General features: G+C 72.1%; 20 protein-coding genes. 1 reads left to right on the top strand and 19 read right to left on the bottom strand.

Annotation, left to right across the window (positions count from 1 at the left end):
* Window positions 1-91: 91 nt before the first annotated feature.
* From ACFYT4_RS32315 to fmt, 5 genes are all read right to left on the bottom strand, one after another.
* Complete coding sequence (locus tag ACFYT4_RS32315; RefSeq protein ID WP_389277142.1) at window positions 92-1,534, bottom strand: GuaB1 family IMP dehydrogenase-related protein; 1,443 nt, start codon at window positions 1,532-1,534, stop codon at window positions 92-94.
* A gap of 197 nt (window positions 1,535-1,731) precedes the next feature.
* Window positions 1,732-2,712 carry a sugar-binding transcriptional regulator gene (locus ACFYT4_RS32310; protein WP_389277154.1) on the bottom strand — a complete coding sequence of 327 codons (981 nt, stop codon included), beginning with the start codon at window positions 2,710-2,712 and terminating at the stop codon, window positions 1,732-1,734.
* Between the two features lie 196 nt (window positions 2,713-2,908).
* Complete coding sequence (rpe, locus tag ACFYT4_RS32305) at window positions 2,909-3,595, bottom strand: ribulose-phosphate 3-epimerase (RefSeq protein WP_389277139.1); 687 nt, start codon at window positions 3,593-3,595, stop codon at window positions 2,909-2,911.
* Window positions 3,596-4,006: 411 nt separating this feature from the next.
* Window positions 4,007-5,443 carry an RsmB/NOP family class I SAM-dependent RNA methyltransferase gene (locus tag ACFYT4_RS32300; protein ID WP_389277136.1) on the bottom strand — a complete coding sequence of 479 codons (1,437 nt, stop codon included), beginning with the start codon at window positions 5,441-5,443 and terminating at the stop codon, window positions 4,007-4,009.
* 34 nt (window positions 5,444-5,477) lie between these two features.
* Window positions 5,478-6,422: a methionyl-tRNA formyltransferase gene (fmt, locus tag ACFYT4_RS32295; protein ID WP_389277133.1), complete on the bottom strand. Its 945-nt coding sequence runs from the start codon at window positions 6,420-6,422 to the stop codon at window positions 5,478-5,480.
* Between the two features lie 272 nt (window positions 6,423-6,694).
* On the opposite strand from fmt, the gene ACFYT4_RS32290 reads away from it, so the two are divergent.
* The gene (locus tag ACFYT4_RS32290) at window positions 6,695-7,231 is read left to right on the top strand and encodes a hypothetical protein (protein WP_389277130.1); all 537 of its coding nucleotides are present in this window, start codon (window positions 6,695-6,697) and stop codon (window positions 7,229-7,231) included.
* Window positions 7,232-7,520: 289 nt separating this feature from the next.
* On the opposite strand, the gene ACFYT4_RS32285 is transcribed toward ACFYT4_RS32290, so the two are convergent.
* The 14 genes from ACFYT4_RS32285 to pyrR form a co-directional block, all read right to left on the bottom strand.
* Window positions 7,521-9,665, bottom strand: a complete 2,145-nt coding sequence (locus tag ACFYT4_RS32285) for a primosomal protein N' (protein WP_389277127.1) — start codon at window positions 9,663-9,665, stop codon at window positions 7,521-7,523.
* A 203-nt stretch (window positions 9,666-9,868) separates the two neighbouring features.
* On the bottom strand, window positions 9,869-11,077 hold the full coding sequence (gene metK, locus ACFYT4_RS32280) for a methionine adenosyltransferase (RefSeq protein ID WP_389277125.1): 1,209 nt from the start codon (window positions 11,075-11,077) through the stop codon (window positions 9,869-9,871).
* A 263-nt stretch (window positions 11,078-11,340) separates the two neighbouring features.
* Entirely contained in the window at window positions 11,341-12,552 is a 1,212-nt protein-coding gene (coaBC, locus tag ACFYT4_RS32275) for a bifunctional phosphopantothenoylcysteine decarboxylase/phosphopantothenate--cysteine ligase CoaBC (protein WP_389277122.1), read from the bottom strand.
* A gap of 93 nt (window positions 12,553-12,645) precedes the next feature.
* Window positions 12,646-12,918: a DNA-directed RNA polymerase subunit omega gene (gene rpoZ, locus ACFYT4_RS32270; protein ID WP_005319902.1), complete on the bottom strand. Its 273-nt coding sequence runs from the start codon at window positions 12,916-12,918 to the stop codon at window positions 12,646-12,648.
* Window positions 12,919-12,992: 74 nt separating this feature from the next.
* On the bottom strand, window positions 12,993-13,565 hold the full coding sequence (gene gmk, locus ACFYT4_RS32265) for a guanylate kinase (RefSeq protein WP_389277119.1): 573 nt from the start codon (window positions 13,563-13,565) through the stop codon (window positions 12,993-12,995).
* A gap of 38 nt (window positions 13,566-13,603) precedes the next feature.
* The gene (locus tag ACFYT4_RS32260) at window positions 13,604-13,927 is read right to left on the bottom strand and encodes an integration host factor (RefSeq protein WP_003956414.1); all 324 of its coding nucleotides are present in this window, start codon (window positions 13,925-13,927) and stop codon (window positions 13,604-13,606) included.
* Between the two features lie 326 nt (window positions 13,928-14,253).
* A complete protein-coding gene (pyrF, locus tag ACFYT4_RS32255) occupies window positions 14,254-15,096 on the bottom strand; it encodes an orotidine-5'-phosphate decarboxylase (RefSeq protein WP_389277116.1) in 843 nt (280 codons plus the stop codon).
* Window positions 15,093-16,205, bottom strand: coding sequence for a quinone-dependent dihydroorotate dehydrogenase (locus ACFYT4_RS32250; protein ID WP_389277114.1), 1,113 nt, complete (start codon window positions 16,203-16,205; stop codon window positions 15,093-15,095). Before ACFYT4_RS32250 ends, pyrF begins: the two co-directional genes overlap by 4 nt.
* A gap of 54 nt (window positions 16,206-16,259) precedes the next feature.
* Complete coding sequence (gene carB / locus ACFYT4_RS32245; protein WP_389277111.1) at window positions 16,260-19,568, bottom strand: carbamoyl-phosphate synthase large subunit; 3,309 nt, start codon at window positions 19,566-19,568, stop codon at window positions 16,260-16,262.
* A complete protein-coding gene (gene carA, locus ACFYT4_RS32240; RefSeq protein WP_389277108.1) occupies window positions 19,561-20,697 on the bottom strand; it encodes a glutamine-hydrolyzing carbamoyl-phosphate synthase small subunit in 1,137 nt (378 codons plus the stop codon). Before carA ends, carB begins: the two co-directional genes overlap by 8 nt.
* Window positions 20,694-21,266: a hypothetical protein gene (locus ACFYT4_RS32235; protein WP_389277105.1), complete on the bottom strand. Its 573-nt coding sequence runs from the start codon at window positions 21,264-21,266 to the stop codon at window positions 20,694-20,696. Before ACFYT4_RS32235 ends, carA begins: the two co-directional genes overlap by 4 nt.
* On the bottom strand, window positions 21,263-22,555 hold the full coding sequence (locus tag ACFYT4_RS32230; protein ID WP_389277102.1) for a dihydroorotase: 1,293 nt from the start codon (window positions 22,553-22,555) through the stop codon (window positions 21,263-21,265). Before ACFYT4_RS32230 ends, ACFYT4_RS32235 begins: the two co-directional genes overlap by 4 nt.
* Entirely contained in the window at window positions 22,552-23,532 is a 981-nt protein-coding gene (locus tag ACFYT4_RS32225; protein ID WP_389277099.1) for an aspartate carbamoyltransferase catalytic subunit, read from the bottom strand. The genes ACFYT4_RS32230 and ACFYT4_RS32225 overlap by 4 nt, the downstream gene beginning before the upstream one ends.
* Before the next feature lie 154 nt (window positions 23,533-23,686).
* Entirely contained in the window at window positions 23,687-24,253 is a 567-nt protein-coding gene (gene pyrR / locus ACFYT4_RS32220; protein ID WP_389277097.1) for a bifunctional pyr operon transcriptional regulator/uracil phosphoribosyltransferase PyrR, read from the bottom strand.
* Window positions 24,254-24,505 lie beyond the last annotated feature (252 nt).

Genomic DNA, 24,505 nt, shown 5'->3' with positions numbered 1-24,505 from the left:
CCCTCGTACTGGACGTACTTGGGCGATTCCGACAACGCAGCGAGTGTGCGTGCTGGGCGTCGCAGGCCAGGCGGGACTTTCGATACACGCCCTAGATCCAGCTCGCGTGCAGCGGCTTGCCCTCCGCGTACCCCGCCGCGCTCTGGACGCCGACGATCGCCCGCTCGGCGAACTCCTCCAGGGAGCCCGCGCCCGCGTAGGTGCAGGAGGAGCGGACGCCCGCGATGATCGAGTCGACCAGGTCCTCGACGCCCGGGCGGGACGGGTCGAGGAACATCCGCGAGGTGGAGATCCCCTCCTCGAACAGCGCCTTGCGGGCCCGGTCGTACGCCGACTCCTCGCTGGTGCGGTTGCGGACGGCCCGCGCGGACGCCATGCCGAAGGACTCCTTGTAGAGGCGTCCGTCGGCGGTCTGCTGAAGGTCGCCCGGCGACTCGTACGTACCGGCGAACCAGGAGCCGATCATGACGTTCGACGCGCCCGCGGCGAGCGCCATGGCGACATCGCGCGGATGGCGGACGCCTCCGTCGGCCCAGACGTGCTTGCCGTATTTCTTCGCCTCGGCGGCGCACTCCAGCACGGCGGAGAACTGCGGCCGGCCGACCCCGGTCATCATCCGGGTCGTGCACATCGCGCCGGGGCCCACGCCGACCTTGATGATGTCGGCGCCCGCCTCGACCAGATCCCGTACGCCCTCGGCGGCGACGATGTTGCCCGCGACGATCGGAACCTCCGGGTCGAGCCCCCGGACCGCCTTGATCGCGGAGATCATCGACTCCTGGTGACCGTGCGCGGTGTCCACGACGAGGATGTCGACGCCCGCGTCCAGGAGCTGCTTGGCCTTGCCCGCCACATTGCCGTTGATGCCGACGGCTGCGCCGATCCGCAGTCGGCCCCGGGCGTCCACGGCGGGGGTGTAGAGGGTCGCGCGCAGGGCGCCCTTGCGGGTGAGGATGCCGACGAGCCGGCCCTCCTCGTCGACGGCCGGGCTGTAGCGCCGGTTGGCGTTGTCGAGCCGGTTGAACGCCTCGCGCGGGTCGGTGTCCGCGGGCAGCAGCACCAGGTCCCGCGACATGACCTCGGAGAGCTGGGTGAAGCGGTCGACCCCCGTGAGGTCGGCGTCGGTCACGACACCGACCGGCCGGTGGTCGGCGTCGACGACCACGCCCGCGTCATGGGCCCGCTTGGGCAGCAGGGCCAGCGCGTCGGCGACGGTCTGGGTCGGCGAGAGCACGATCGGGGTGTCGAAGACGAGGTGCCGGGTCTTGACCCAGGCGACGACATCGGTGACGACCTCGATCGGGATGTCCTGGGGGATGACGACCAGCCCGCCGCGACGGGCGAGGGTCTCCGCCATCCGCCTGCCCGCGATCGCGGTCATGTTCGCGGCGACCAGCGGGATGGTGGTACCGCTGCCGTCGCGCGAGGACAGGTCCACGCCCTGCCGGGAACCCACCGCGGAGCGGCTCGGCACCATGAAAACGTCGTCGTAGGTCAGGTCGTACGACGGCTTCAGATCATTGAGGAAACGCACGTGCTGAACATCCCAGTCGATCGGAGGTGACCCCCGGTCGTGTCAGCCGGGGAAAGCGCACGTACTTCATTGTCCCATGCGGGGCCCGACTCGTACCCGAACGATTCCTCCAGGTCATGAGCAGTGCCCTGGTGTGATCGTCCAAGGGGACGGGCTCGCCCGGGGGCGGACCCGTCCCGCCTGCCCGGCGGGCGTGCTCAGGCGTCGGGGTCGGCACGCTCCAGCGCGGGACGCGAGCCCGCGGGCACCGACAGCAGATGGTCGGCCGCCGCCGTGTCCGTCACCAGGCTGGTGACCAGCCCGGACCGCAGTACGGCCCCGATCGCCTCCGCCTTGCGCTGGCCGCCCGCGATCGCCACGACCTCGGGGATACGGCGCAGCCGGTCGGCCTCGACCGTGATGCACCGCTCGCCCAGGTCACGGCCGACCCGGCGGCCGTCGCGGTCGAAGAGGTGCGCGGACATCTCGGCGGCGACGCCGTACGAGGCGTACCTGGCCCGCTCCTCGTCGGAGAGCATGTCGTGCACGGTGGAGATGCCCGGCTCCCAGGAGCCGATGGAGACGGCCGCGACGGTGACCTTGTCGAAGTACTCGAAGGCGCGGGCGATACCGGTCTGGTTGCGCAGCGCGGCGGCGGTCGCCGCGTCGGGCAGCAGCATGGGCGCGTAGATGGGGTGGGCGTCCCCGCCGGAGACCTGGGCGGCGCGCCGGACGGCCTCCACCGAACCGCGCTCGGCGGTCCCGGCGTCGTACACACCGGTGAGCTGGACGACGGTGCACGGCGGCAGCCGGTCGAGCGCGGCGGCCATGTGGATGGTGGACCGCCCCCAGGCCAGGCCCAGCACATCGCCCTCGTTCACCAGCTCGCCGAGCAGATCGGCGGCGACCTCGCCCAGGTTCTCCGGGTCGGGCGACTCGTCGGCGTCCGCGGGGGACTCGACCACCACCGCGTGCCTCAGCCCGAAACGGGCGCGGAGCGCGTCCGAGCGCTCCGCGTCCAGCTCGGCGGGAACGCGGATCTCGATGCGTACGAGATCCCGCTCCAGCGCCGTCTCCAGGACCCGCGCCACCTTGAAGCGGCTGACGCCGAACTCCTCGGCGATCTGGATCTTGGACTTGCCCTCCAGGTAGAAGCGGCGTGCCATGGCAGCCGCCTGCACCAGCTCCGCGGGTCCCATCCGCAGGGCAGACCGTCCCGCCGACCTAGCAGACACCGCGATCTCCTCACTGCTGTTTCACACTCCGGATCCGCAATCCTGTCAGATCCGACGGATGTTGATCAGCCCTGATGGGCCTCGTTCACTTGCTGGTGGCCCGGTGGTCGCACGGGGTGATCACACGGGCCGTTTCCGGTGGGCCGGGAGGTGCTCCGGGTCAGTGGGCGCACGCCCAGCCCGCCGTGGCGACGGTCTGCTGCGCCTTCGCGCGCAGCGCGCGGACCGCCTCGGCCGGGTCGCTCGCGCCGTAGACCGCCGAGCCCGCGACGAACACGTCCGCGCCCGCCTCGGCGCACCGCTCGATCGTCGAGTCGGCGACTCCGCCGTCGACCTGGAGCCATAGTTCGAGGCCGTGCTTGGAGATCAGCTCCCGGGTACGGCGGATCTTCGGCAGCATGATGTCCAGGAACGCCTGCCCGCCGAAGCCGGGCTCCACGGTCATGATCAGCAACATGTCCAGCTCGGGCAGCAGATCCTCGTACGGCTCGATCGGCGTGGCCGGCTTGAGCGCCATGGAGGCGCGGGCGCCCTTGGCCCGGATCTCCCGCGCGAGCCGTACGGGGGCGGCGGCGGCCTCCACGTGGAAGGTGACGGATCCTGCTCCCGCCTCGACGTACCGCGGTGCCCAGCGATCGGGGTCGTCGATCATCAGATGACAGTCCAGCGGCGTGTCCGTCGCCCGGGCGAGGGACTCCACGACCGGGACGCCCAGCGTCAGATTGGGCACGAAGTGATTGTCCATCACATCGACGTGGAGCCAGTCGGCGCCCTCGACGGCCTTGGCCTCTTCCGCCAGGCGGGAGAAGTCGGCGGAGAGAATACTCGGGTTGATCTGTACGGCCATGGCCCAAGCCTGCCATGTTCCGGGGCACTTCCCCGCCCCGGTTCGGTTTCCGGCCGGGACCGGGCTACAGCCAGAGCTGTCACAGTCCGCGCAATCCCGGCTTTTCCGACAGGTGGTGTGTACATCCGGAACACGGGTCCGGGGTGCGGGCCCTCCTGAGCGCGGCCGTCCGGCACCGCGGGGCTTCCGGGACCCCACGGCATCCGGGACGGCACGGCATCCGGCACCGCGCCGAGGGGGTGCGGGCGGACGGGGTCCTCGCGGACCGGGCGACGGACGGCGCGGGCGCGCCCCCGGGCCGCGCGCCGAAGGGCCGCGCGCCGAAGGGCCGCGCGCCGAAGGGCCGCGCGCCGAAGGGCCGCGCGCCGGCCGCGCCCCCGTCTCCGGCGGGGGCGCGGCCGGCCCCGGCCCTCAGGCCGTACGCCTCAGGAGCGCCAGATACATCGCGTCCGTGCCGTGCAGATGCGGCCACAGCTGGACGTCCGGCCCGTCCCCCAGCGCGGGTACGCCCGGCATCAGCGGCCTGGCGTCCACCCACTCCGCAGAGGCCGCCGGGCCGCCGCGCCCGCGCAGGACGTCGTCCACGACCACCCGGGTCTCGGCGAGATGCGGCGAACAGGTCGCGTATCCCACGACTCCCCCGACGCGTACGGCCCTGAGCGCCTCCCGCAGCAGGGAACGCTGGAGCGGCGCGAAGCCCTCCAGGTCCTCGGGCCGGCGGCGCCAGCGGGCCTCGGGTCGGCGGCGCAGGGCGCCGAGACCCGAGCAGGGCACATCGACGAGCACCCGGTCGAAGGTTCCCGGCAGCCACGGCGGACGGGTGCCGTCCGCGGCGATGACCTGGTACGGCCCCGGATTCCCCGCCAGCGCCCGCGCCACCAGATTCGCGCGGTGGGGCTGCTTCTCGGCCGCCAGCAGCGAGGCACCGCGCTCCGCCGCGAGCGCCCCCAGCAGGGCCGCCTTGCCGCCGGGGCCCGCGCAGGCGTCGAGCCAGCGGGCGTCCGGGCCCTCCAGCGGGGCACCTGCCAGGGCGATCGCGACGAGCTGGCTGCCCTCGTCCTGGACTCCGGCGCGACCCTCCCGTACGGCGTCCACGGCTCCCGGTTCGCCGCCCTCCGCCAGCCGTACGGCATACGGCGACCAGCGCCCGGGCAGCGCCGACTCCTCGCGGAGCAGCTCGTCGGCGGTGGACCGGCCGGGCCTGGCGACCAGGGTCACCTCGGGGCGCTCGTTGTCGGCCTCCAGAAGGTCCTCGATCCCGGCCCGGCCGCCGCCCAGCGCGTCCCAGAGCGCGGACACGACCCACCGCGGATGCGAGTGGACCACGGCGAGATGGTCCTCGGCGTCCTCGGCGTACGCGGGCGCGACCCGCTCCAGCCAGGTGTCGAGGTCGTCCCGCGAGATCTTGCGCAGAACGGCGTTGACGAACTTCGCCCGTCCGTCGCCGAGGACGACGCGCGCCAGCTCCACGCTCGCCGAGACGGCCGCGTGGGTCGGGATCCGGGTCCCCAGCAGCTGGTGGGCGCCCAGCGTCAGCACATCGAGAACCGGGGGGTCGACCTCACGCAGCGGCCGGTCCACACAGGCCGCGACGATCGCGTCGTACGTGCCCTGGCGGCGCAGTGTGCCGTACACCAGCTCGGTGGCGAGCGCGGCGTCCCGGGCGTCGAAGTCGCCCTTCTCCCTGGCCTTCCTCAGCAGGGGCGGCAGGACGAGATTCGCGTACGCGTCCCGCTCGTCCACGGCCCTCAGCGCCTCGAAGGCGAGGATCCTCACGGGGTCCTTCAGGGGCCGGCGGTAGGGCTTGTGGGGACGGCGAGCCCCTGTGGGGCGTGCCTGGTCGTTCAAAGGTGCTCCGCTGTTCTATCGGTCTCGGATCCTCTCAGCGTACGTCCGCGTCGCCGACCCGCTCGCCCGGGGCGATCCGCACCCCGCGCGCCCAGTCGGCGGCGCGCATCGGCTTCTTGCCCTGCGGCTGCACCCAGAGCAGCTCGACGGCGTGGGATCCGGTGCCCGCGTGGACGCTGTTCTTGCCGACGGCCAGTTCCCCGGGGGCGAGTTCCGTACGGTCCGGGACCGGCTGTACGGAGACCAGTTTCAGCCGCTCTCCCCGGAACACCGTCCAGGCGCCGGGGGCGGGGGTGCAGCCGCGTACCAGCCGGTCGACGCGCAGGGCGGGCGCCTTCCAGTCGACCCGGGCGTCCTCGACCGTTATCTTCGGCGCGAGCGACACCCCGTCGGCGGGCTGCGGCACCGCCTCCAGGGTGCCGTCCTCGATGCCGTCCATGGTCGCGGAGAGCAGTCCCGCACCCGCGAAGGCGAGCCGGGTGAGCAGATCACCGCTGGTGTCGGTGGGCCTGACGCGCTCGGTGATCACCCCGTAGACCGGGCCGGAGTCGAGCCCCTCCTCGATCAGGAACGTCGCCGCGCCGGTCATCTCGTCCCCGGCGATGAGGGCGTGCTGGACGGGGGCGGCGCCGCGCCAGGCGGGCAGCAGGGAGAAGTGCAGATTGACCCAGCCCCGGGCGGGGATGTCGAGGGCGGCCCGGGGCAGCAGCGCGCCGTACGCGACGACCGGGCAGCAGTCCGGCCCGATCGCGCGCAGCCGCTCCAGGAAGTCCCCGTCCCGCGGCTTCACCGGCTTGAGCACCTCGATCCCGGCCTCCTCGGCACGCTGGGCGACCGGGCTGGCCACCAGTCGCCGTCCGCGTCCGGCGGGCGCGTCGGGACGGGTGACGACCGCGGCCACCTCGTGCCGGTCCGAGGCGATCAGGGCGTCCAGGGCGGGTACGGCGACCTCGGGGGTGCCTGCGAAGACGAGCTTCATGGGTGGCTGACTGCCTCTCACGGCTGGCGTGCTGGTGCGGTGTGACGGGGAGCGCACCAGTGTATGGCGGATGGGCGCGGGGGGCGTACGGATGCCCGTGCGCCCTGCGTCTATGCGCTTACGCCCCCGCAGCGTGACCACATCGGCGGGTGGAGCGTTGGTCAAGAGAGATTGACCGATCTCCAGAGAGAACGATCTCCACAGAGATCGACCGAGCGGGCCGCGCCGACGCGGCCCGGCCCCCTTTCAACGCCGGTTCGAGAGGCTTCCCGATGGCCGACCACGCAACCCACGACGCCCAAGCTCGGGCAAGCCTGCACCTGCTGGTGCGGGACATCGAGCGGGTCCGCCGGCAGGTGGACGCGTTGCGCACGCTCACCGCTCAGCTGGGCAATGTCTACCGCCCGCGCCGCTCCGGTCCCTCCACGGGCTTCGTCGTCTACGGCAGAGCTCCTGCTCCGACGGTCCGGCTGGCCCAGGAACTGCGGGACAGCGTCGAGACACTCGTGACGGCGGCGGTGGACTTCGATCGCTCACTGGGCTTCTCGTGGGACGCGGTCGGTTCGGCGCTCGGGGTCACCAAGCAGGCCGTCCACCGGCGTTACGGCGCCCGGCGGGCCGCGCAGCAGACGGTGTCCGCGGACGTGGACCACGCCCCCGAGCCGTCGGCGACCCGCACGCTGGCGCCCCCCGTCCTGCCCGCGTCGGTCCCCGCGGCCCGCTCGATGCCCCCGCAGCCGACCGCCGCCACCGCCTCCCTGCGCGAGGACGCCCGCCCGCCCGCGTTCCCCACCCCCCGCAACGGCTGACCCACCCGGCTGCCCCCGCCCCCGCGGGGGGGCAGCCCCCCGCGCCCACCGCCCCAACCCCGACGGTCAGGTCCAGGGCACGGACAACCGAAACCCAGCCCGCCGACGGTCAAGGCACGAGCACCCACATCCAGCCCGACCGACGATCCAGGCCACGGACACCCACATACAGCCCCGCCGGCGTTTGAGGCGCGGGGGTCCGGGGGCAGCGCCCCCGGCAGGAACCCGCGCTCGCAAGGGCGGCCACACCAGGCATCAGGAACCGCGCCACCGCGCAACCGCGCAACCCTCAGCCGATGTCCGGCGGATCCACCCTGATCCGCACCTGAACCGCCCCGCCCCGCGCCGTCCTCGTCGCCTGCGCCGCCTTCAGCGCCGCCGCCAGTGCCGCGCCCCTCCCCGGCGGCACCCGCAGCAGGGTCCGCGCCCAGGACTCCCCGAGCGGGGGGTCACCCGGCCTGCGGGGACTCCCGGGCGCGGCCACGGGGAGCGGGACCGGGCCGAGGACCTCCACATCGCCCGGCAGCTCCGCCGTCGCCACGAACGAGCCCACCGCGTCCGCCGGCCCCGTCACCGCCGCCATCCGCGACACCGGCGGGAAGCCCAGCTCGGCCCGCTCCGCCAGCTCCCGCTGCGCATGGCCGACCGGGTCCCAGCGGACAAGGGCCTGGACGGGCCGCAGCGTCGGCTCGGCGACGACGACCACCGTGCCGCCGTCGGCCTGGCCCCGGACCAGGGACGCCGCGTCGATCCAGCGCCGCAGCGCGTCCTCGCCCGCGCGCAGATCGGGCCGACCGAGCATCGCCCAGCCGTCCAGGAGCAGCGCCGCCGCATAACCGCCGTCGGCCACGGGCTCCGCCCCCGGAGTGCTCACGACGAGCGCGGGCCGCCCGGGGACGGTGTCCAGCACATGGTCCCGGCCGGAGGTGCGCACCGGGACCGCGGGGAACGCGCGGCCCAGTTCCTCGGCCGTGCGCCGCGCGCCGACGACGCTGGCCCTCAGCCGCGTACCGCCGCAGGCGACGCAGGACCAGTCGGGCGCGCCGCGACCGCACCAGCGGCAGTTCAGCTCGCGCTCGTCGGGCGCCTCCAGCGGTCCCGAGCAGTGGCGGCACCGCGCGGGCGTACGGCAGCGCCCGCAGGCGAGTCTGGGCGCGTAGCCCCGCCGGGGGACCTGCACCAGTACCGGGCCGGACTTCAGCCCCTCCCGGACGGTCGCCCAGGCGAGGCTGGGCAGCCGGGCGGCGCGCGCGGCCTCGTCCCGGGCCAGTTCCTCGTCGCCGACGGTACGGATCAGGGGTGCCGCCGCGCGTACCTGCTCGCGGGCCGCCCCGAGAGGCAGTGCCCAGCCGCTCGCGACGAGCTGGGCCGCCTCCACCGTGCAGCCGAGGCCGCCGAGGAGGAAGGCGCACCGGTCGTGGGCGGCGCGGAGTTCGAGGACCTCGCGGACATGGGGGAACGGCGCGTTCTCGTCACTGTGGCTGGAGTCGCCGTCGTCCCAGACGGCGACCAGTCCGAGATCCCGCACGGGCGCGAACATGGCGGCCCGTGTCCCCACGACGGCCCGCACGGACCCCCGTCGCACGGCGAGCCACTGCCGGTACCGCTTCTCGGGACCGGACTCGGCGGTCAGCACGGCGTGCCGTCCCTCCCCGAGCAGCGCGGTCAGGGCGGCGTCGACGCGCGCGGCCCGCCGCCCGTCGGGGACGACCACCAGAGCGCCCCGCCCGGACGCGAGCGCGGCGGCGACGGCCCGGGCCAGCTCGTCGGGCCAGTGGGGTCCGGGCAGCGCGGTCCACACGGCCCTCGGGTTCCCCCCGCCGGCGAGCGCTTCCAGAAACGCCGGCCCCCTGCCGTACCGCTCCCAGGTCCCCGCCGCGGGCGCGGCCGGCGGCGGCAGCGGCTCCGGCGACGGCTTCGACTCGGCGCGGCCGTTCCTCGGGGGGACGGCGAGCTGGAGCACATCGGCCAGGGACCCCGCGTAACGGTCGGCGACCGCCCGCGCCAGGCCCAGCATCCCGGGGCTGAGGACCGGCTCGGGCGAGACGACATAGGCGAGCGCGGCCAGCGCTCCCCCGTAGTCCGTGTCGGCGCGGCGCTCGACGATGAAGCCGTCGATCAGTCCGCCGCCCTCGCGCCGGCCCTCGCGGACCCGGTGTCCGCCGGCCCCGAACCGCACCCGGACCCGCACGCCCGGCTGTGCGTCGGCGTCCAGTTCCTCGGGCACGGCGTAGTCGAAGTACTGGTCGAGATGGAGCACGCCCTTGTTGACCAGCACCCGCGCGACGGGCAGCTCCCGGGCCAGCGCGGCCCCCCGCCATGTGCGCGGCTTGGCCTTGGGCACCTTGGCCTTCCGCACGGTCTCCCGGATGAGCGCAAGCTGCTCGGGCCCGCCGTCGGCGGGTTCCCCGGGCCGCTCGTTGTCGCTGCTCACAGCCACATTCCTACCAGAGACCACTGACAGTCCAACCGGCCGAGACAGCGCCGTACGCGCCCGGGCGAGCGGGCCCGGCACCGGGCGGGACGCACCGGCCGTACCGGCCCGGGACGAGGGGCCGCCGCGACACGCGCGTTCCCGGGCGTACGGCGAAGCCCCGGCGTCCCTGCTGAGGGGTGCCGGGGCCTCGGTCGTACGTCCTACAGACCCGTGGCGGCGCGCAGGGCGTCCACGCGGTCCGTGCGCTCCCAGGTGAAGTCGGGCAGCTCCCGGCCGAAGTGGCCGTACGCCGCGGTCTGGGCGTAGATCGGGCGGAGCAGCCGCAGGTCGCGGATGATCGCCGCGGGGCGGAGGTCGAAGACCTCACCGATGGCCTGCTCGATCTTCTCGGTGTCGACCGTGGCCGTGCCGAAGGTCTCGACGAAGAGGCCGACGGGCTCGGCCTTGCCGATGGCGTAGGCGACCTGGACCTCGCAGCGCGCGGCGAGGCCGGCGGCCACGACGTTCTTGGCGACCCAGCGCATGGCGTAGGCGGCGCTGCGGTCGACCTTGGACGGGTCCTTGCCGGAGAACGCGCCGCCGCCGTGGCGGGCCATGCCGCCGTAGGTGTCGATGATGATCTTGCGTCCGGTGAGCCCGGCGTCGCCCATGGGGCCGCCGATCTCGAAGCGGCCGGTCGGGTTCACCAGGAGGCGGTAGCCGTCGGTGTCGAGCTTGATGCCGTCCTCGATGAGCTGCTTGAGGACGTGCTCGACGACGAACTCGCGGATGTCGGGCGCGAGCAGCGAGTCCAGGTCGATGTCCGAGGCGTGCTGCGAGGAGACGACGACGGTGTCGAGGCGGATCGCCTTGTCGCCGTCGTACTCGATGGTGACCTGGGTCTTGCCGTCGGGCCGGAGGTAGGGGATGGTCCCGTTCTTGCGGACCTCGGACAGCCGCCGGGAGAGCCGGTGCGCGAGGTGGATCGGCAGCGGCATCAGCTCGGGGGTCTCGTCGCAGGCGTACCCGAACATCAGGCCCTGGTCGCCGGCGCCCTGCCGGTCCAGCTCGTCGTCGTCGCCCTCGACACGGTTCTCGTACGCCGTGTCCACGCCCTGCGCGATGTCCGGGGACTGTGCGCCGATCGAGACCGAGACCCCGCAGGAGGCGCCGTCGAAACCCTTCTTCGACGAGTCGTAGCCGATCTCAAGGATCTTGTTGCGCACGAGCGTGGGGATGTCGGCGTACGCCTGGGTGGTGACCTCACCGGCGACATGCACCAGGCCGGTGGTGATCAGGGTCTCGACGGCCACCCGGGAGGCCGGGTCCTCCTGGAGGAGCGCGTCGAGAATGGTGTCACTGATCTGGTCAGCGATTTTGTCGGGGTGACCTTCGGTCACGGACTCCGAGGTGAAGAGACGGCGGGACACATCGCTCCCTGGGGTTGCAGCGGCTGCTGGCTGATCATTGGCGGACCGGCAGGGGGCTGCGCCCCGCGACGTTCCATGACCAGTTTATCCGTCGCCCTGTGTGAACGGACCACCCGTCTCGACCCGTGGAGCCGAGCGGCGGCGCCGCCAGCTGCGACGGAACGTCTACGGGCAGGACGATAGACCGAAACCGGCGGACGGAACGCCGCCTTTCGGGCGGATTGTCCGACCACTCCGGAAAGCGGTGGAAACCTCAGAGATCCTCACCGCAGGCGCGGGACCACCAGGTCCCAGACGGTGTCCGCCAGCACCTCCTTGGGCCCGAACGGCACGGGGGTCTCACCACCGTCGGCGGCCAGGACCACCGCCTCGCTCTCCTCCGCGCCGAAGGTCTTGCGCTCCCCCACCTCGTTGACCACCAGCAGATCGCAGCCCTTGCGGCGCAGCTTGTCGCGCCCGTTGGCGAGGACGTCGTCGGTCTCCGCGGCGAAGCCCACGATCACCTGGTCGGTCCGGGGCCGATCGGCCGAGATCTCGGCGAGGATGTCGGGGTTGCGGACCAGGGCGACGGGCGCGGGGTCCTCCCCGTCCTTCTTCTTGATCTTGCCGTCGGCGTACACGGCGGGCCGGAAGTCGGCGACGGCCGCCGCCATCACCACCGCGTCGGCGTCCGCGGCCGCCTTCAGCACGGCCTCGCGCAGCTGCACCGCCGTACCGACCCGGACGACGTCGACGCCCGCCGGATCGGCCAGGGAGGTGTTGGCCTCGATCAGCGTCACCCGCGCGCCGCGGGCGGCGGCCGTACGGGCGAGGGCGTACCCCTGCTTGCCGGAGGAGCGGTTGCCGAGATAGCGCACCGGGTCGAGCGGCTCGCGGGTGCCGCCCGCACTGATGACGACATGGCGGCCCACCAGGTCGGGAGCGGCGGCGCCCCGGGCCAGGACCCTGCGGCACACCTCGAAGATCTCCCCCGGCTCGGGCAGCCGGCCCTTGCCGGTGTCGACTCCGGTGAGCCTGCCGACCGCGGGTTCGACCACCACCGCGCCACGGCGGCGCAGGGTGGCCACGTTCTCCCGGGTCGCGGGGTGCTCCCACATCTCCGTGTGCATCGCGGGGGCGAAGACGACGGGGCAGCGGGCCGTGAGCAGGGTGTTGGTCAGCAGGTCGTCCGCGAGGCCGTGGGCCGCCCTGGCGAGCAGATCGGCCGTGGCGGGGGCGACCACGACCAGATCCGCGTGCTGTCCGATCCGCACATGCGGAACCTCGTGGACGTCGGACCAGACCTCGGTCGAGACCGGGTTCCCGGAGAGGGCGGACCAGGTCGCGGCACCGACGAAGTGGAGCGCCGAGGCGGTCGGCACGACCCGTACGTCATGGCCGGACTCCGTGAGTCTGCGCAGCAGCTCGCACGCCTTGTACGCGGCGATGCCCCCGCTGACCCCCAGCACGACCCTCGGCTTGACCGGCTTGTCCACTGTGTCTCCCCACACTCGGCGTCTGCCCCTATGACACACCACAGGCCCGGCGGACGGGCCGCCGGGCCTGTGGACAACACGCGATACGTACGACTACTGGGCCGGGCCCTCGATGGCCTCGGAGGTCAGCAGGCCCGCGTTGATCTCGCGCAGGGCGATCGAGAGCGGCTTCTCGTGGACGTGGGTGTCCACGAGCGGACCGACGTACTCAAGCAGGCCCTCGCCGAGCTGGGAGTAGTACGCGTTGATCTGACGCGCGCGCTTCGCCGCGTAGATCACGAGGCTGTACTTCGAGTCCGTGGCCTCAAGCAGCTCGTCGATCGGCGGGTTGATGATGCCCTCGGGCGCGGTGATGGAAGAGGACACGCTCTACCTTCCGAAGATGGGAAAAGATCGAACGGTGTGAGGATCCGGGGATCGCTCTCCGGAGAACCGGCGAGTCAGTCGTCGGCAGACACCGTCATCAAGGCTAGCAGCTCACGGGCCACGTCCTCGACGGAGGTGTTGACCAGGGTGGTGTCGAACTCCGACTCGGCGGCCAGCTCCACCTTGGCGACCGCCAGCCGCTCCTCGATGACCTCGGCCGACTCGGTGCCCCGGCCCGTGAGCCGGCGGACCAGCTCGTCCCAGCCGGGCGGAGCGAGGAAGACCAGCAGGGAGTCCGGCAGGGACTCCTTGACCTGCCGGGCGCCCTGGAGGTCGATCTCCAGCAGCACGGGCTCGCCCGACTCCAGACGCTCCAGGACGGCGCGCCGCGGCGTGCCGTACCGGTGGCCCGCGAACTCCGCCCACTCCAGCAGTTCACCGTTGGCGATCAGCTTGTCGAATTCGTCGTCGGTGACGAAAAAGTACTGAACGCCGTGGCGCTCACCGGGGCGCGGTTTTCTGGTGGTGGCCGACACCGAGAGCCAGACCTCGGGGTGGACCTTGCGCATATGCGCGACGACCGTGCTCTTACCCACCCCGGAGGGGCCGGAGAGCACGGTCAGCCGCGGACGTACCTCTGCTGCCATGCAGCGATTATCCAGCTTCCCGGGGGTGCCCGGGACCGTCAGGCGGGGCCGCCGCCGAACTCGCGCTCCAGGGACGCGATCTGGTTCGAGCCGAGACCGCGCACACGGCGGCTCTCGGAGATCCCGAGCCGTTCCATGATCTGCTTGGCGCGGACCTTGCCCACGCCCGGCAGGGACTCCAGAAGAGCGGAGACCTTCATCTTGCCGATGACGTCGTTCTCCTGACCCTGCTTGATGACCTCGTGGAGCGAGGCGCCGGAGTGCTTGAGTCGATTCTTGACCTCGGCCCGCTCCCGGCGAGCCGCGGCGGCCTTTTCGAGCGCGGCTGCGCGCTGTTCAGGGGTAAGGGGCGGAAGAGCCACGCCTACGTCACCTCGGATGTCGATCTGTCGGATACGGACCGGTGAGGAACCTAGTCGCCCCACACCAGGCGAGCAACGAGCAACGCAGTGCTCGTGCGCTCTTCGACGGAGACTAGCGGGCCGCACCGCTCCAGTCAGCGAGAACAGACGAAAAGTCCTGGTCAGCATCGACCGACCAGGACTTTTCCGACATAACGACCGGGATTTGCGTCAAGATTTGGCAACAGCGCGCATGAAGAGGTTTCTCATGAGAGCACGCACGACTCCGCTGGTCAGTACATCTAGGGAACCTCCGCCGGCCGCCCGCCGGCCCTCCGCGGGTCCGCTCAGCCGCCCGAGACCACTGCCGCCGTTTCGTCGGCGAGACGCGCCGCCGCGTCGCGCAGCGCCGCCGCGCCCGGACCGTGGCTCAGGACCCCGCGGCTGACGCTCGGCAGGACGTTGCCGACCGAGGAGCCGAAGATCCGGGGCAGATCGGCGGGGGTCGCGCCCTGGGCGCCGATGCCGGGAGCGAGCAGCGGGCCGTTGATCGCCAGATTCACCCCCGCGTCGGCGAGCGTCGCGCCGACGACCGCGCCGACCGAGCCGAGCGGCCACGCGTCCACGTTCTCCGCCGCCATGTGGTCGAGCATCAGCTGAGCCAGCGAGCGGCCGTCGACGGCGGTGGCGCGCTGGACCTCCGCGCCCTCCGGGTTGGAGGTCAGCGCGAGGACGAAGACACCCGAGCCGGAGGCGGCGGCCGCGCTCAGCGCCGGGCGCAGCGAGCCGAAGCCGAGATACGGGGAGAGCGTGAGCGCGTCCGAGAACAGCGGGGACGAGGGGTCCAGGAAGGCCGCGGCGTACGCGGCCATCGTGGAGCCGATGTCCCCGCGCTTGGCGTCCATGAGCACCAGCGCGCCCGCGTCCCGGGCCTCGGCGACGGACTTCTCCAGCACCGCGACGCCGCGCGAGCCGAAGCGCTCGAAGAACGCCGACTGGGGCTTGAGGACGGCGACCCGGTCGGCCAGGGCCTCGACGGTCGTACGGGTGAAGCGTTCGAGCCCGGCGACGTCGTCGTCGAGGCCCCAGTCCTTGAGCAGCGAGGCATGGGGGTCGATGCCGACGCAGAGCGGGCCGCGGGCGCGCACCGCCTCGTGGAGGCGGGCGCCGAAGGGGGTCGGGGTACTCATGCGGCGGCTTCCTTCCGCGATCGGGTGGCGGCGCCGACGGCCTCGGCGAGGGTGGCGTACTCACTGGCCGCGAGGCGGGCCGCGAGGCCCCGGTGGACCGCCCGGCTCCAGAACGGGCCCTCGTAGACGAAGGCGCTGTAGCCCTGGACGAGGGTGGCTCCGGCGAGGATGCGCTGCCAGGCGTCCTCGGCGTTCTCGATACCGCCGACGCCGACCAGTGTGATGCGGTCGCCGACCCGGGCGTACAGCCGGCGCAGCACCTCCAGCGAGCGCTCCTTCAGGGGGGCGCCGGACAGGCCGCCCGTCTCCTTCGTCAGGGCGGGCGGGGAGAGCAGGCCCTCGCGGGAGACGGTCGTGTTGGTGGCGATGATGCCGTCCAGCCCCAGCTCGACGGCGAGATCGGCGACCGCGTCGACGTCCTCGTCGGCGAGATCGGGGGCGATCTTGACGAGGAGGGGGACGCGGCGGCGGGTCTCGGTGCGGTCGGCCGCCTCGCGCACGGCGGTGAGCAGGGGGCGCAGCGACTCGGTGGCCTGGAGGTTGCGCAGCCCCGGGGTGTTCGGCGAGGAGACGTTCACCACGAGATAGTCGGCGTGGCGGGCGAGCCGTTCGGTGGAGGTGACGTAGTCGGCGGCGGCCTCGGCCTCCGGCACCACCTTGGTCTTGCCGATGTTGACGCCGACGACGGTACGGAAGACGGCCCGCCGCTCCCCCAGGCGCCGGGCGACCGCGGCCGAGCCCTCGTTGTTGAAGCCCATGCGGTTGATCAGCGCCCGGTCGGGCAGCAGCCGGAAGAGGCGCTTCTTCGGGTTGCCGGGCTGGGCGAGTCCGGTGACCGTACCGATCTCCACGTGATCGAAGCCGAGCATCGCCATGCCGTCGATCGCCACGGCGTTCTTGTCGAAGCCCGCCGCGAGCCCGAAGGGGCCGTGCATCCGCAGCCCGAGCGCCTCGGTGCGCAGTTCCTTGTGGCGCGGCGCGAGCACGGCGGCGGCGAAGGTCCGCAGCACGGGAGTCCGCGCGGCCAGCCTGATCCAGCGGACGGCCAGGTGGTGGGCCCGCTCGGGGTCCATCCGCCGGAAGACGAGGTGGAAGAACAGCTTGTACATGGTGGGGTCCTCATACGGAGGGGGACACCGTTTCCGGTGTCCCCCCTCGTGTGGCTAGTCGCGGCCGGCGGTCAGGTGCCGGGCGTGTTCCTGGAGGGAGCGGACGCCGATGTCTCCGCGGGTGAGGGCTTCGATGCCCTGGACCGCGGCGGCGAGGGCCTGGACGGTGGTCAGGCAGGGGACGGAGCGCGCGACGGCGGCCGTGCGGATGTCGTAGCCGTCGAGGCGGCCGCCGGTGCCGTAGGGGGTGTTGACGATGAGGTCGACCTGTCCGTCGTGGATGAGCTGGACGATGGTCTTCTCACCGCCGGGGCCCTCGCCCTCGCTGTGCTTGCGTACGACGGTGGCGTTGATGCCGTTGCGCTTGAGGACCTCGGCGGTGCCGGAGGTGGCGAGCAGTTCGAAGCCGTGGGCGACCAGCTCCCGCGCCGGGAAGATCATCGAGCGCTTGTCGCGGTTGGCGACGGAGATGAAGGCGCGGCCCTTGGTGGGCAGCGGGCCGTACGCGCCCGCCTGCGACTTCGCGTACGCGGTGCCGAAGACGGAGTCGATGCCCATGACCTCGCCGGTGGAGCGCATCTCCGGGCCGAGGACGGTGTCGACACCGCGGCCGTGGATGTCGCGGAAGCGGGACCACGGCATCACGGCCTCCTTGACGGAGATCGGCGCGTCCATGGGCAGCGTGCCGCCGTCGCCGTTCGCCGGGAGGAGGCCCTCGGCGCGCAGCTGTGCGACGGTCGCGCCCAGCGAGATCCTGGCTGCGGCCTTCGCCAGCGGTACGGCGGTGGCCTTGGAGGTGAAGGGGACGGTCCGGGAGGCGCGCGGGTTGGCCTCCAGGACGTACAGGATGTCCCCGGCCAGCGCGAACTGGATGTTGATCAGTCCGCGCACGCCCACTCCGCGCGCGATCGCCTCGGTGGAGGCGCGCAGCCGCTTGATGTCGAAGCCGCCGAGGGTGATCGGGGGCAGGGCGCACGCCGAGTCGCCGGAGTGGATCCCGGCCTCCTCGATGTGCTCCATGACACCGCCGAGGTACAGCTCCTCACCGTCGTACAGCGCGTCGACGTCGATCTCGATGGCGTCGTCGAGGAACCGGTCGACGAGGACCGGCCGGGTGGGGCTGATCTCGGTGGACTCGGCGATGTACGACTGGAGCCGGGTCTCGTCGTACACGATCTCCATGCCGCGCCCGCCGAGCACGTACGAGGGGCGTACGAGGACGGGGTAGCCGATCTCGTCGGCGATGGCCCTGGCCTCGGCGAAGGTGGTGGCGGTGCCGTGCTTGGGCGCGGGGAGTCCGGCCTCCTTGAGGACGCGGCCGAAGGCTCCGCGGTCCTCGGCGGCGTGGATGGCCTCCGGCGGGGTGCCGACGACGGGGACGCCGTTGTCCTTGAGGGCCTGGGCGAGGCCGAGCGGGGTCTGGCCGCCGAGCTGGACGATCACACCCGCGACCGGTCCGGCCTGCGCCTCCGCGTGCACGATCTCCAGGACGTCCTCCAGGGTGAGCGGCTCGAAGTAGAGCCGGTCGGAGGTGTCGTAGTCGGTGGACACGGTCTCGGGGTTGCAGTTGACCATCACGGTCTCGTAGCCCGCGTCGCTGAGCGCGAAGGAGGCGTGGACGCAGGAGTAGTCGAACTCGATGCCCTGGCCGATGCGGTTGGGGCCCGAGCCCAGGATGATCACGGCGGGCTTCTCGCGCGGGGCGACCTCGGTCTCCTCGTCGTACGAGGAGTAGAAGTACGGCGTCCTGGCGGCGAACTCGGCGGCGCAGGTGTCGACCGTCTTGTAGACCGGGCGGATGCCGAGCGCGTGCCGCACCTCGCGGACGACGTCCTCGCGCAGCCCCCTGACGGCGGCGATCTGCGCGTCGGAGAAGCCGTGGCGTTTGGCCGCTGCCAGCAGTTCGGGGTGGAGCTTGGCGGCGGCGGCCAGTTCGTCCGCGTGCTCCTTGATCAGGAACAGCTGGTCGGTGAACCACGGGTCGATCTTCGTCGCCTCGAAGACCTCCTCGGGGGTGGCTCCGGCGCGGATGGCCTGCATGACGGCGTTGATCCGGCCGTCGGTGGGGCGTACGGCCTCGCGCAGCAGTTCGTCCTTGTCGCCGACCGGGCCGGTGAAGTCGAACTGGCTGCCCTTCTTCTCCAGGGAGCGCAGGGCCTTCTGGAGGGCTTCGGTGAAGTTGCGGCCGATCGCCATGGCCTCGCCGACCGACTTCATGGTGGTGGTGAGGGTGGCGTCGGCGGAGGGGAACTTCTCGAAGGCGAAGCGGGGTGCCTTGACGACGACGTAGTCGAGCGTGGGCTCGAACGAGGCCGGCGTCTTCTCGGTGATGTCGTTCGGGATCTCGTCCAGGGTGTACCCGACGGCGAGCTTCGCGGCGATCTTGGCGATGGGGAAGCCGGTGGCCTTGGAAGCGAGCGCGGAGGAGCGGGAGACCCGGGGGTTCATCTCGATGACGATGATCCGGCCGTCGTCGGGGTTGACGGCGAACTGGATGTTGCAGCCGCCGGTGTCGACGCCGACCTCGCGGATGATCGCGATGCCGATGTCCCGCAGCCGCTGGTACTCGCGGTCGGTGAGCGTCATCGCCGGGGCGACGGTGATGGAGTCGCCGGTGTGGACGCCCATGGGGTCGAAGTTCTCGATGGAGCAGACCACGACGACGTTGTCGTGCTTGTCGCGCATCAGCTCCAGCTCGTACTCCTTCCAGCCGAGGATGGACTCCTCCAGGAGGACCTCGGTGGTCGGGGAGAGCGTGAGGCCCTGTCCGGCGATCCGGCGCAGCTCGCCCTCGTCGTGGGCGAAGCCGGAGCCGGCGCCGCCCATGGTGAAGGAGGGCCGGACGACGACGGGGTAGCCGCCGAGGGTGTCGACGCCGCGGATGACGTCGTCCATGGTGTGGCAGATGACCGAGCGGGCGGACTCGCCGTGGCCGATCTTGGCGCGTACGGCCTCGACGACCTCCTTGAACAGGTCGCGGTCCTCGCCCTTGTTGATGGCCTCGACGTTGGCGCCGATCAGCTCGACGCCGTACTTGTCCAGCACCCCCTGATCGTGCATGGCGATGGCGGTGTTCAGCGCGGTCTGGCCGCCGAGGGTGGGCAGCAGCGCGTCGGGGCGCTCCTTGGCGATGATCTTCTCGACGAATTCCGGTGTGATCGGCTCGACGTAGGTGGCGTCGGCGATCTCCGGGTCGGTCATGATCGTCGCGGGGTTGGAGTTCACCAGGACGACGCGCAGGCCCTCGGCCTTGAGGACGCGGCACGCCTGGGTGCCGGAGTAGTCGAACTCGGCGGCCTGACCGATGACGATCGGGCCGGATCCGATGACCAGAACGGACTGGATGTCGGTGCGCTTAGGCACGCTGGCCCTCCATCAGGGATACGAAGCGGTCGAACAGGTACGCGGCGTCGTGCGGGCCCGCGGCCGCCTCGGGGTGGTACTGGACGCTGAAGGCCGGCCGGTCGAGGAGCCTGAGGCCCTCGACGACGTTGTCGTTGAGGCAGACGTGGGAGACCTCGGCGCGGCCGTAGGGGGTGTCGGAGACCCGGTCGAGCGGTGCGTCGACGGCGAATCCGTGGTTGTGGGCGGTGACCTCGACCTTGCCCGTGGCGCGGTCCTGCACGGGCTGGTTGATGCCCCGGTGGCCGTACTTCAGCTTGTAGGTGCCGAAGCCGAGGGCGCGGCCGAGGAGCTGGTTGCCGAAGCAGATGCCGAAGAGCGGGGTGCCGCGCTCCAGGACCTCCTTGATCACGGTGAGGTCGGCGGTGGCGGGGTCGCCGGGACCGTTGGAGAGGAAGACCCCGTCGGGCCGGACCGCGTACACCTCGTCGGCGGTGGCGCCGGCGGGCAGGACGTGGACCTCGATGCCGCGCTCGGCCATCCGGTGCGGGGTCATGCCCTTGATGCCCAGGTCGATGGCGGCGACGGTGAAGCGCCTGGTCCCGATGGCCGGGACGACGTACGACTCCTCGGTGGCGACCTCGGCGGAGAGGTCCGCGCCCGTCATCTGGGGGGACTCCTGGACGCGGGCGAGCAGCGACTCCTCGTCGGGGAGCGTGTCGCCGGAGAAGATGCCGACGCGCATCGCGCCGCGCTCGCGCAGATGGCGGGTCAGGGCGCGGGTGTCGATCCCGCTGATGCCGACGACGCCCTGGGCGGTCAGCTCGTCGTCGAGGGAGCGCCGCGAGCGCCAGTTCGACGGGACCCGGGCGGGGTCGCGCACGACGTAGCCGGCGACCCAGATGCGCCTCGACTCGTCGTCCTCGTCGTTGACCCCGGTGTTGCCGATGTGCGGGGCGGTCATCACGACGACCTGGCGGTGGTACGAGGGGTCGGTCAGCGTCTCCTGGTATCCGGTCATGCCGGTGTTGAACACGGCCTCGCCGAAGGTCTCCCCCACGGCCCCGTAGGCGCGGCCGCGGAAGGTGCGGCCGTCCTCCAGGACGAGTACGGCGGGAACTCTGGACGTTCCCCGGGTGGAGGTGGTCATCGTGCGCCTTCCGTCGTGTTGATCAGGTGGTTCAGTGTGGTGACCCAGTCGTTGTGCTCGGCCGCGCGGTCGGAGCGGAAGCCGGAGTCGACGAGTGTGCCGCCGTGCTCCCAGGTGACGACCAGGAGGCCGCCCTCGGCGAGGACCTTGCCCGCGATGCCCTTGTCGAGCCGGGCCTCGCGCAGGGCGTCCCGGGGGACGAAGAAGTCGGCCGCCCCCGGCCGTACGACGTCCAGTCCCGCGTCGGTGAGGGTCAGCTCGGTGCGCGAGCGGACGCCGAGGCCGTGGGCCACGATCCGGTCGAGCCACTGACCGGCCGTGGTGGAGCCGTGGTAGCGGCCGGTCATCGTCAGCCGCGGCTCACCGGGGTCCCGGGGCGCCGTCGGCAGCTCCGGCAGGCCCGACTGGAGGCTGCCGCGCCACTTCCAGCCCTGGCGCATCAGCCAGTAGACGAAGGCGATGAGGATCAGCAGCCCGACGACCCAGCCGATACGTGCGGCCCAGTCGGTCACCTCCGCGGACTTCTGCTCCGCGGTGTACTGGGCTGCGATGGTGGTGAGAGATGTCACGCGAGGTTCCCGTCGACGACCGTTGCCCGGCCCCGCAGGAAGGTGTGGGTGACGCGTCCCGGCAGCTCACGGCCCTCGTAGGGGGTGTTGCGGCTGCGGGATGCGAAGCCCGCGGGGTCCACCGTTCCACGGTATGCCGGATCGACGAGCGTGAGGTTCGCGGGCTCACCTGCCGAGACGGGACGGCCGTGGCCGTCGAGCCGGCCGATGCGCGCCGGGCGGAACGACATCCGGTCGGCGACGCCCGCCCAGTCGAGCAGCCCGGTCTCGATCATCGTCTCCTGGACGACGGAGAGCGCGGTCTCCAGGCCCACCATGCCCATGGCGGCCGCGCCCCACTCGCAGTCCTTGTCCTCGTGCGGGTGCGGGGCGTGGTCGGTGGCGACGCAGTCGATGGTGCCGTCGGCGAGCGCCTCGCGCAGGGCCATCACATCGGTCTCGGTGCGCAGCGGCGGGTTCACCTTGTAGACGGGGTTGTAGCTGCGTACGAGCTCGTCGGTGAGGAGGAGGTGGTGCGGGGTGACCTCGGCGGTGACGTCCCAGCCCTTGGACTTGGCCCAGCGGACGATCTCGACGGATCCGGCGGTGGACAGATGGCAGATGTGGACGCGGGAGCCGACATGGGCGGCGAGGAGGACATCGCGGGCGATGATCGACTCCTCGGCGACGGCGGGCCAGCCCCCGAGGCCCAGCTCGGCGGAGACGACGCCCTCGTTCATCTGGGCGCCCTCGGTCAGCCGGGGCTCCTGCGCGTGCTGGGCGACGACCCCGTCGAACGCCTTCACGTACTCCAGCGCCCGGCGCATGATCACGGCGTCGTCGACGCACTTGCCGTCGTCGGAGAAGACCCTCACCCCGGCGGCGGACTCGTGCATGGCGCCCAGCTCGGCGAGCTGCTTGCCCTCCAGTCCGACGGTGACGGCGCCGACGGGCTGGACGTCGCAGTAGCCGGACTCCCTGCCGAGCCGCCAGACCTGCTCGACCACGCCCGCGGTGTCGGCGACGGGGAAGGTGTTGGCCATGGCGTGCACGGCGGTGAAGCCGCCGACGGCGGCGGCCCTGGTGCCGGTGAGGACGGTCTCGGAGTCCTCGCGGCCGGGCTCGCGCAGATGGGTGTGGAGGTCGACGAGCCCGGGCAGCAGGATCTTCCCGGCGGCCTCGACGACGGTGGCGTCGCCGGGCTCGACGGAGGGGGCGACCGCGGCGACGGTCCCGCCGTCGATCAGCACGTCCTGCGGCTCGCCGCCCAGCACCTTGGCACCGCGGATCAGGATCTTGTTCGGGGTCACTTGTTCTCCTCGGGACGCGAGTGGGCGACGGCGGGCTCGTTGCCGCCGAGCAGCAGATACAGGACGGCCATCCGGATCGAGACGCCGTTGGCGACCTGTTCGACGGCCGTGCAGCGGCTGGAGTCGGCGACCTCGGCGGTGATCTCCATACCGCGGTTCATCGGCCCGGGGTGCATGACCACGGCGTGTTCCGGCATCCGTGCCATCCGGTCGCCGTCCAGGCCGTAGCGGCGGGAGTACTCGCGCTCGGTGGGGAAGAAGGCGGCGTTCATCCGCTCGCGCTGCACCCGCAGCATCATCACGGCGTCCGACTTGGGCAGGACGTCGTCCAGGCTGTACGAGACCTCGCAGGGCCAGCTCTCGGCTCCGATGGGCACCAGGGTCGGCGGGGCGACGAGGGTGACCTCGGCGCCGAGGGTGGTGAGCAGCAGCACGTTGGAGCGGGCGACCCGGCTGTGCAGGATGTCGCCGACGATGGTGATCCGGCGGCCCGCGAGGTCGCGGCCGATGCCGGCGTCCCGGCCGACGAGCCGGCGGCGCACGGTGAAGGCGTCGAGCAGGGCCTGGGTGGGGTGCTCGTGGGTGCCGTCGCCGGCGTTGACGACCGAGCCGTCGATCCAGCCGGAGTTCGCGAGCCGGTAGGGGGCGCCGGAGGCGTGGTGGCGGATGACGACGGCGTCGGCGCCCATCGCCTCCAGGGTGAGCGCGGTGTCCTTGAGGGATTCGCCCTTGGAGACGGACGATCCCTTGGCGGAGAAGTTGATGACGTCGGCGGAGAGGCGCTTGGCGGCGGCCTCGAAGGAGATCCGGGTCCGGGTCGAGTCCTCGAAGAAGAGGTTGACGACGGTACGGCCGCGGAGGGTGGGCAGCTTCTTGATCGGCCGGTCGGCGACGCGGGCCATCTCCTCGGCGGTGTCGAGGATGAGGACGGCGTCGTCACGCGTGAGATCGGCGGCCGAGATGAGGTGATGCTTCATCTGGGTTGGCTCCGGTTGTCTGCTCTGGCTGCTCTGTCGGTGGGCTGCGGTCGGGACGCGGCGGGCCCCCGGGGGTCCGGTGCCGTCGCGCGCCCGAAGGCGCTGGGACATGGGGGCGTGCGGTACCCGCCGGGCGGCGGGGCCGTCGGGGGCGCTACTGCCGGGCGGTCTCGCGCACCCCGAGCAGCACGGTGTCGCGGCCGTCCTCCTCCAGGAGCAGGACCTTGACCGTCTCCCGCAGCGATGTGGGGAGGTTCTTGCCGACGTAGTCGGCGCGGATGGGCAGTTCGCGGTGGCCGCGGTCGACGAGGACCGCGAGCTGTACGGCCCGGGGGCGGCCGATGTCGCCGAGCGCGTCGAGCGCGGCGCGGATGGTGCGGCCGGAGAAGAGCACGTCGTCGACGAGCACGACCAGTCTGCCGTCGACGCCGTCACCGGGGATGTCGGTGCGGGCCAGCGCCCGCGCGGGACGCAGTCGCAGGTCGTCGCGGTACATCGTGATGTCGAGGGAGCCGACCGGGATGGTGCGTCCGGTGATCTCTGCGAGCTTGTCGGCGAGCCTGCGGGCGAGGAACACACCGCGGGTGGGAATGCCGAGGAGCACCACGTCGTCGGCGCCCTTCGCGCGTTCGACGATCTCATGGGCGATACGGGTCAGCACCCGCGCGATATCGGGTGCCTCAAGAACGGGGCGCGCCGCATCGGAGTTGTTCGTGTCCATACGAAACGGACCTCCTTCTCCGCCTCACGGGACGGACCTTAAAGGACGTCGGATTTACGCTCGTAACGGTACCAGGGGGCTTTGCCGGGCTTGTCGGCGCCCTGGTCCGGACCTGGCCGTAAACCGGTTCCGATCATGACAACAGACCGGTCTGGACCCATTCGGCTTGACGAGTCCAAGTAACGCTGCGTAACCTCACAGTGAGTTACCAGCCGCGCGGCGGAGCCGCACGTTGTCACAGCGTCCGGGGAG

Source organism: Streptomyces sp. NPDC004609 (assembly GCF_042873655.1).
Classification (GTDB): Bacteria; Actinomycetota; Actinomycetes; order Streptomycetales; family Streptomycetaceae; genus Streptomyces.
Note: the sequence above shows the minus strand (reverse complement) of the source record. Positions and strands in the feature narration are given on the sequence as shown.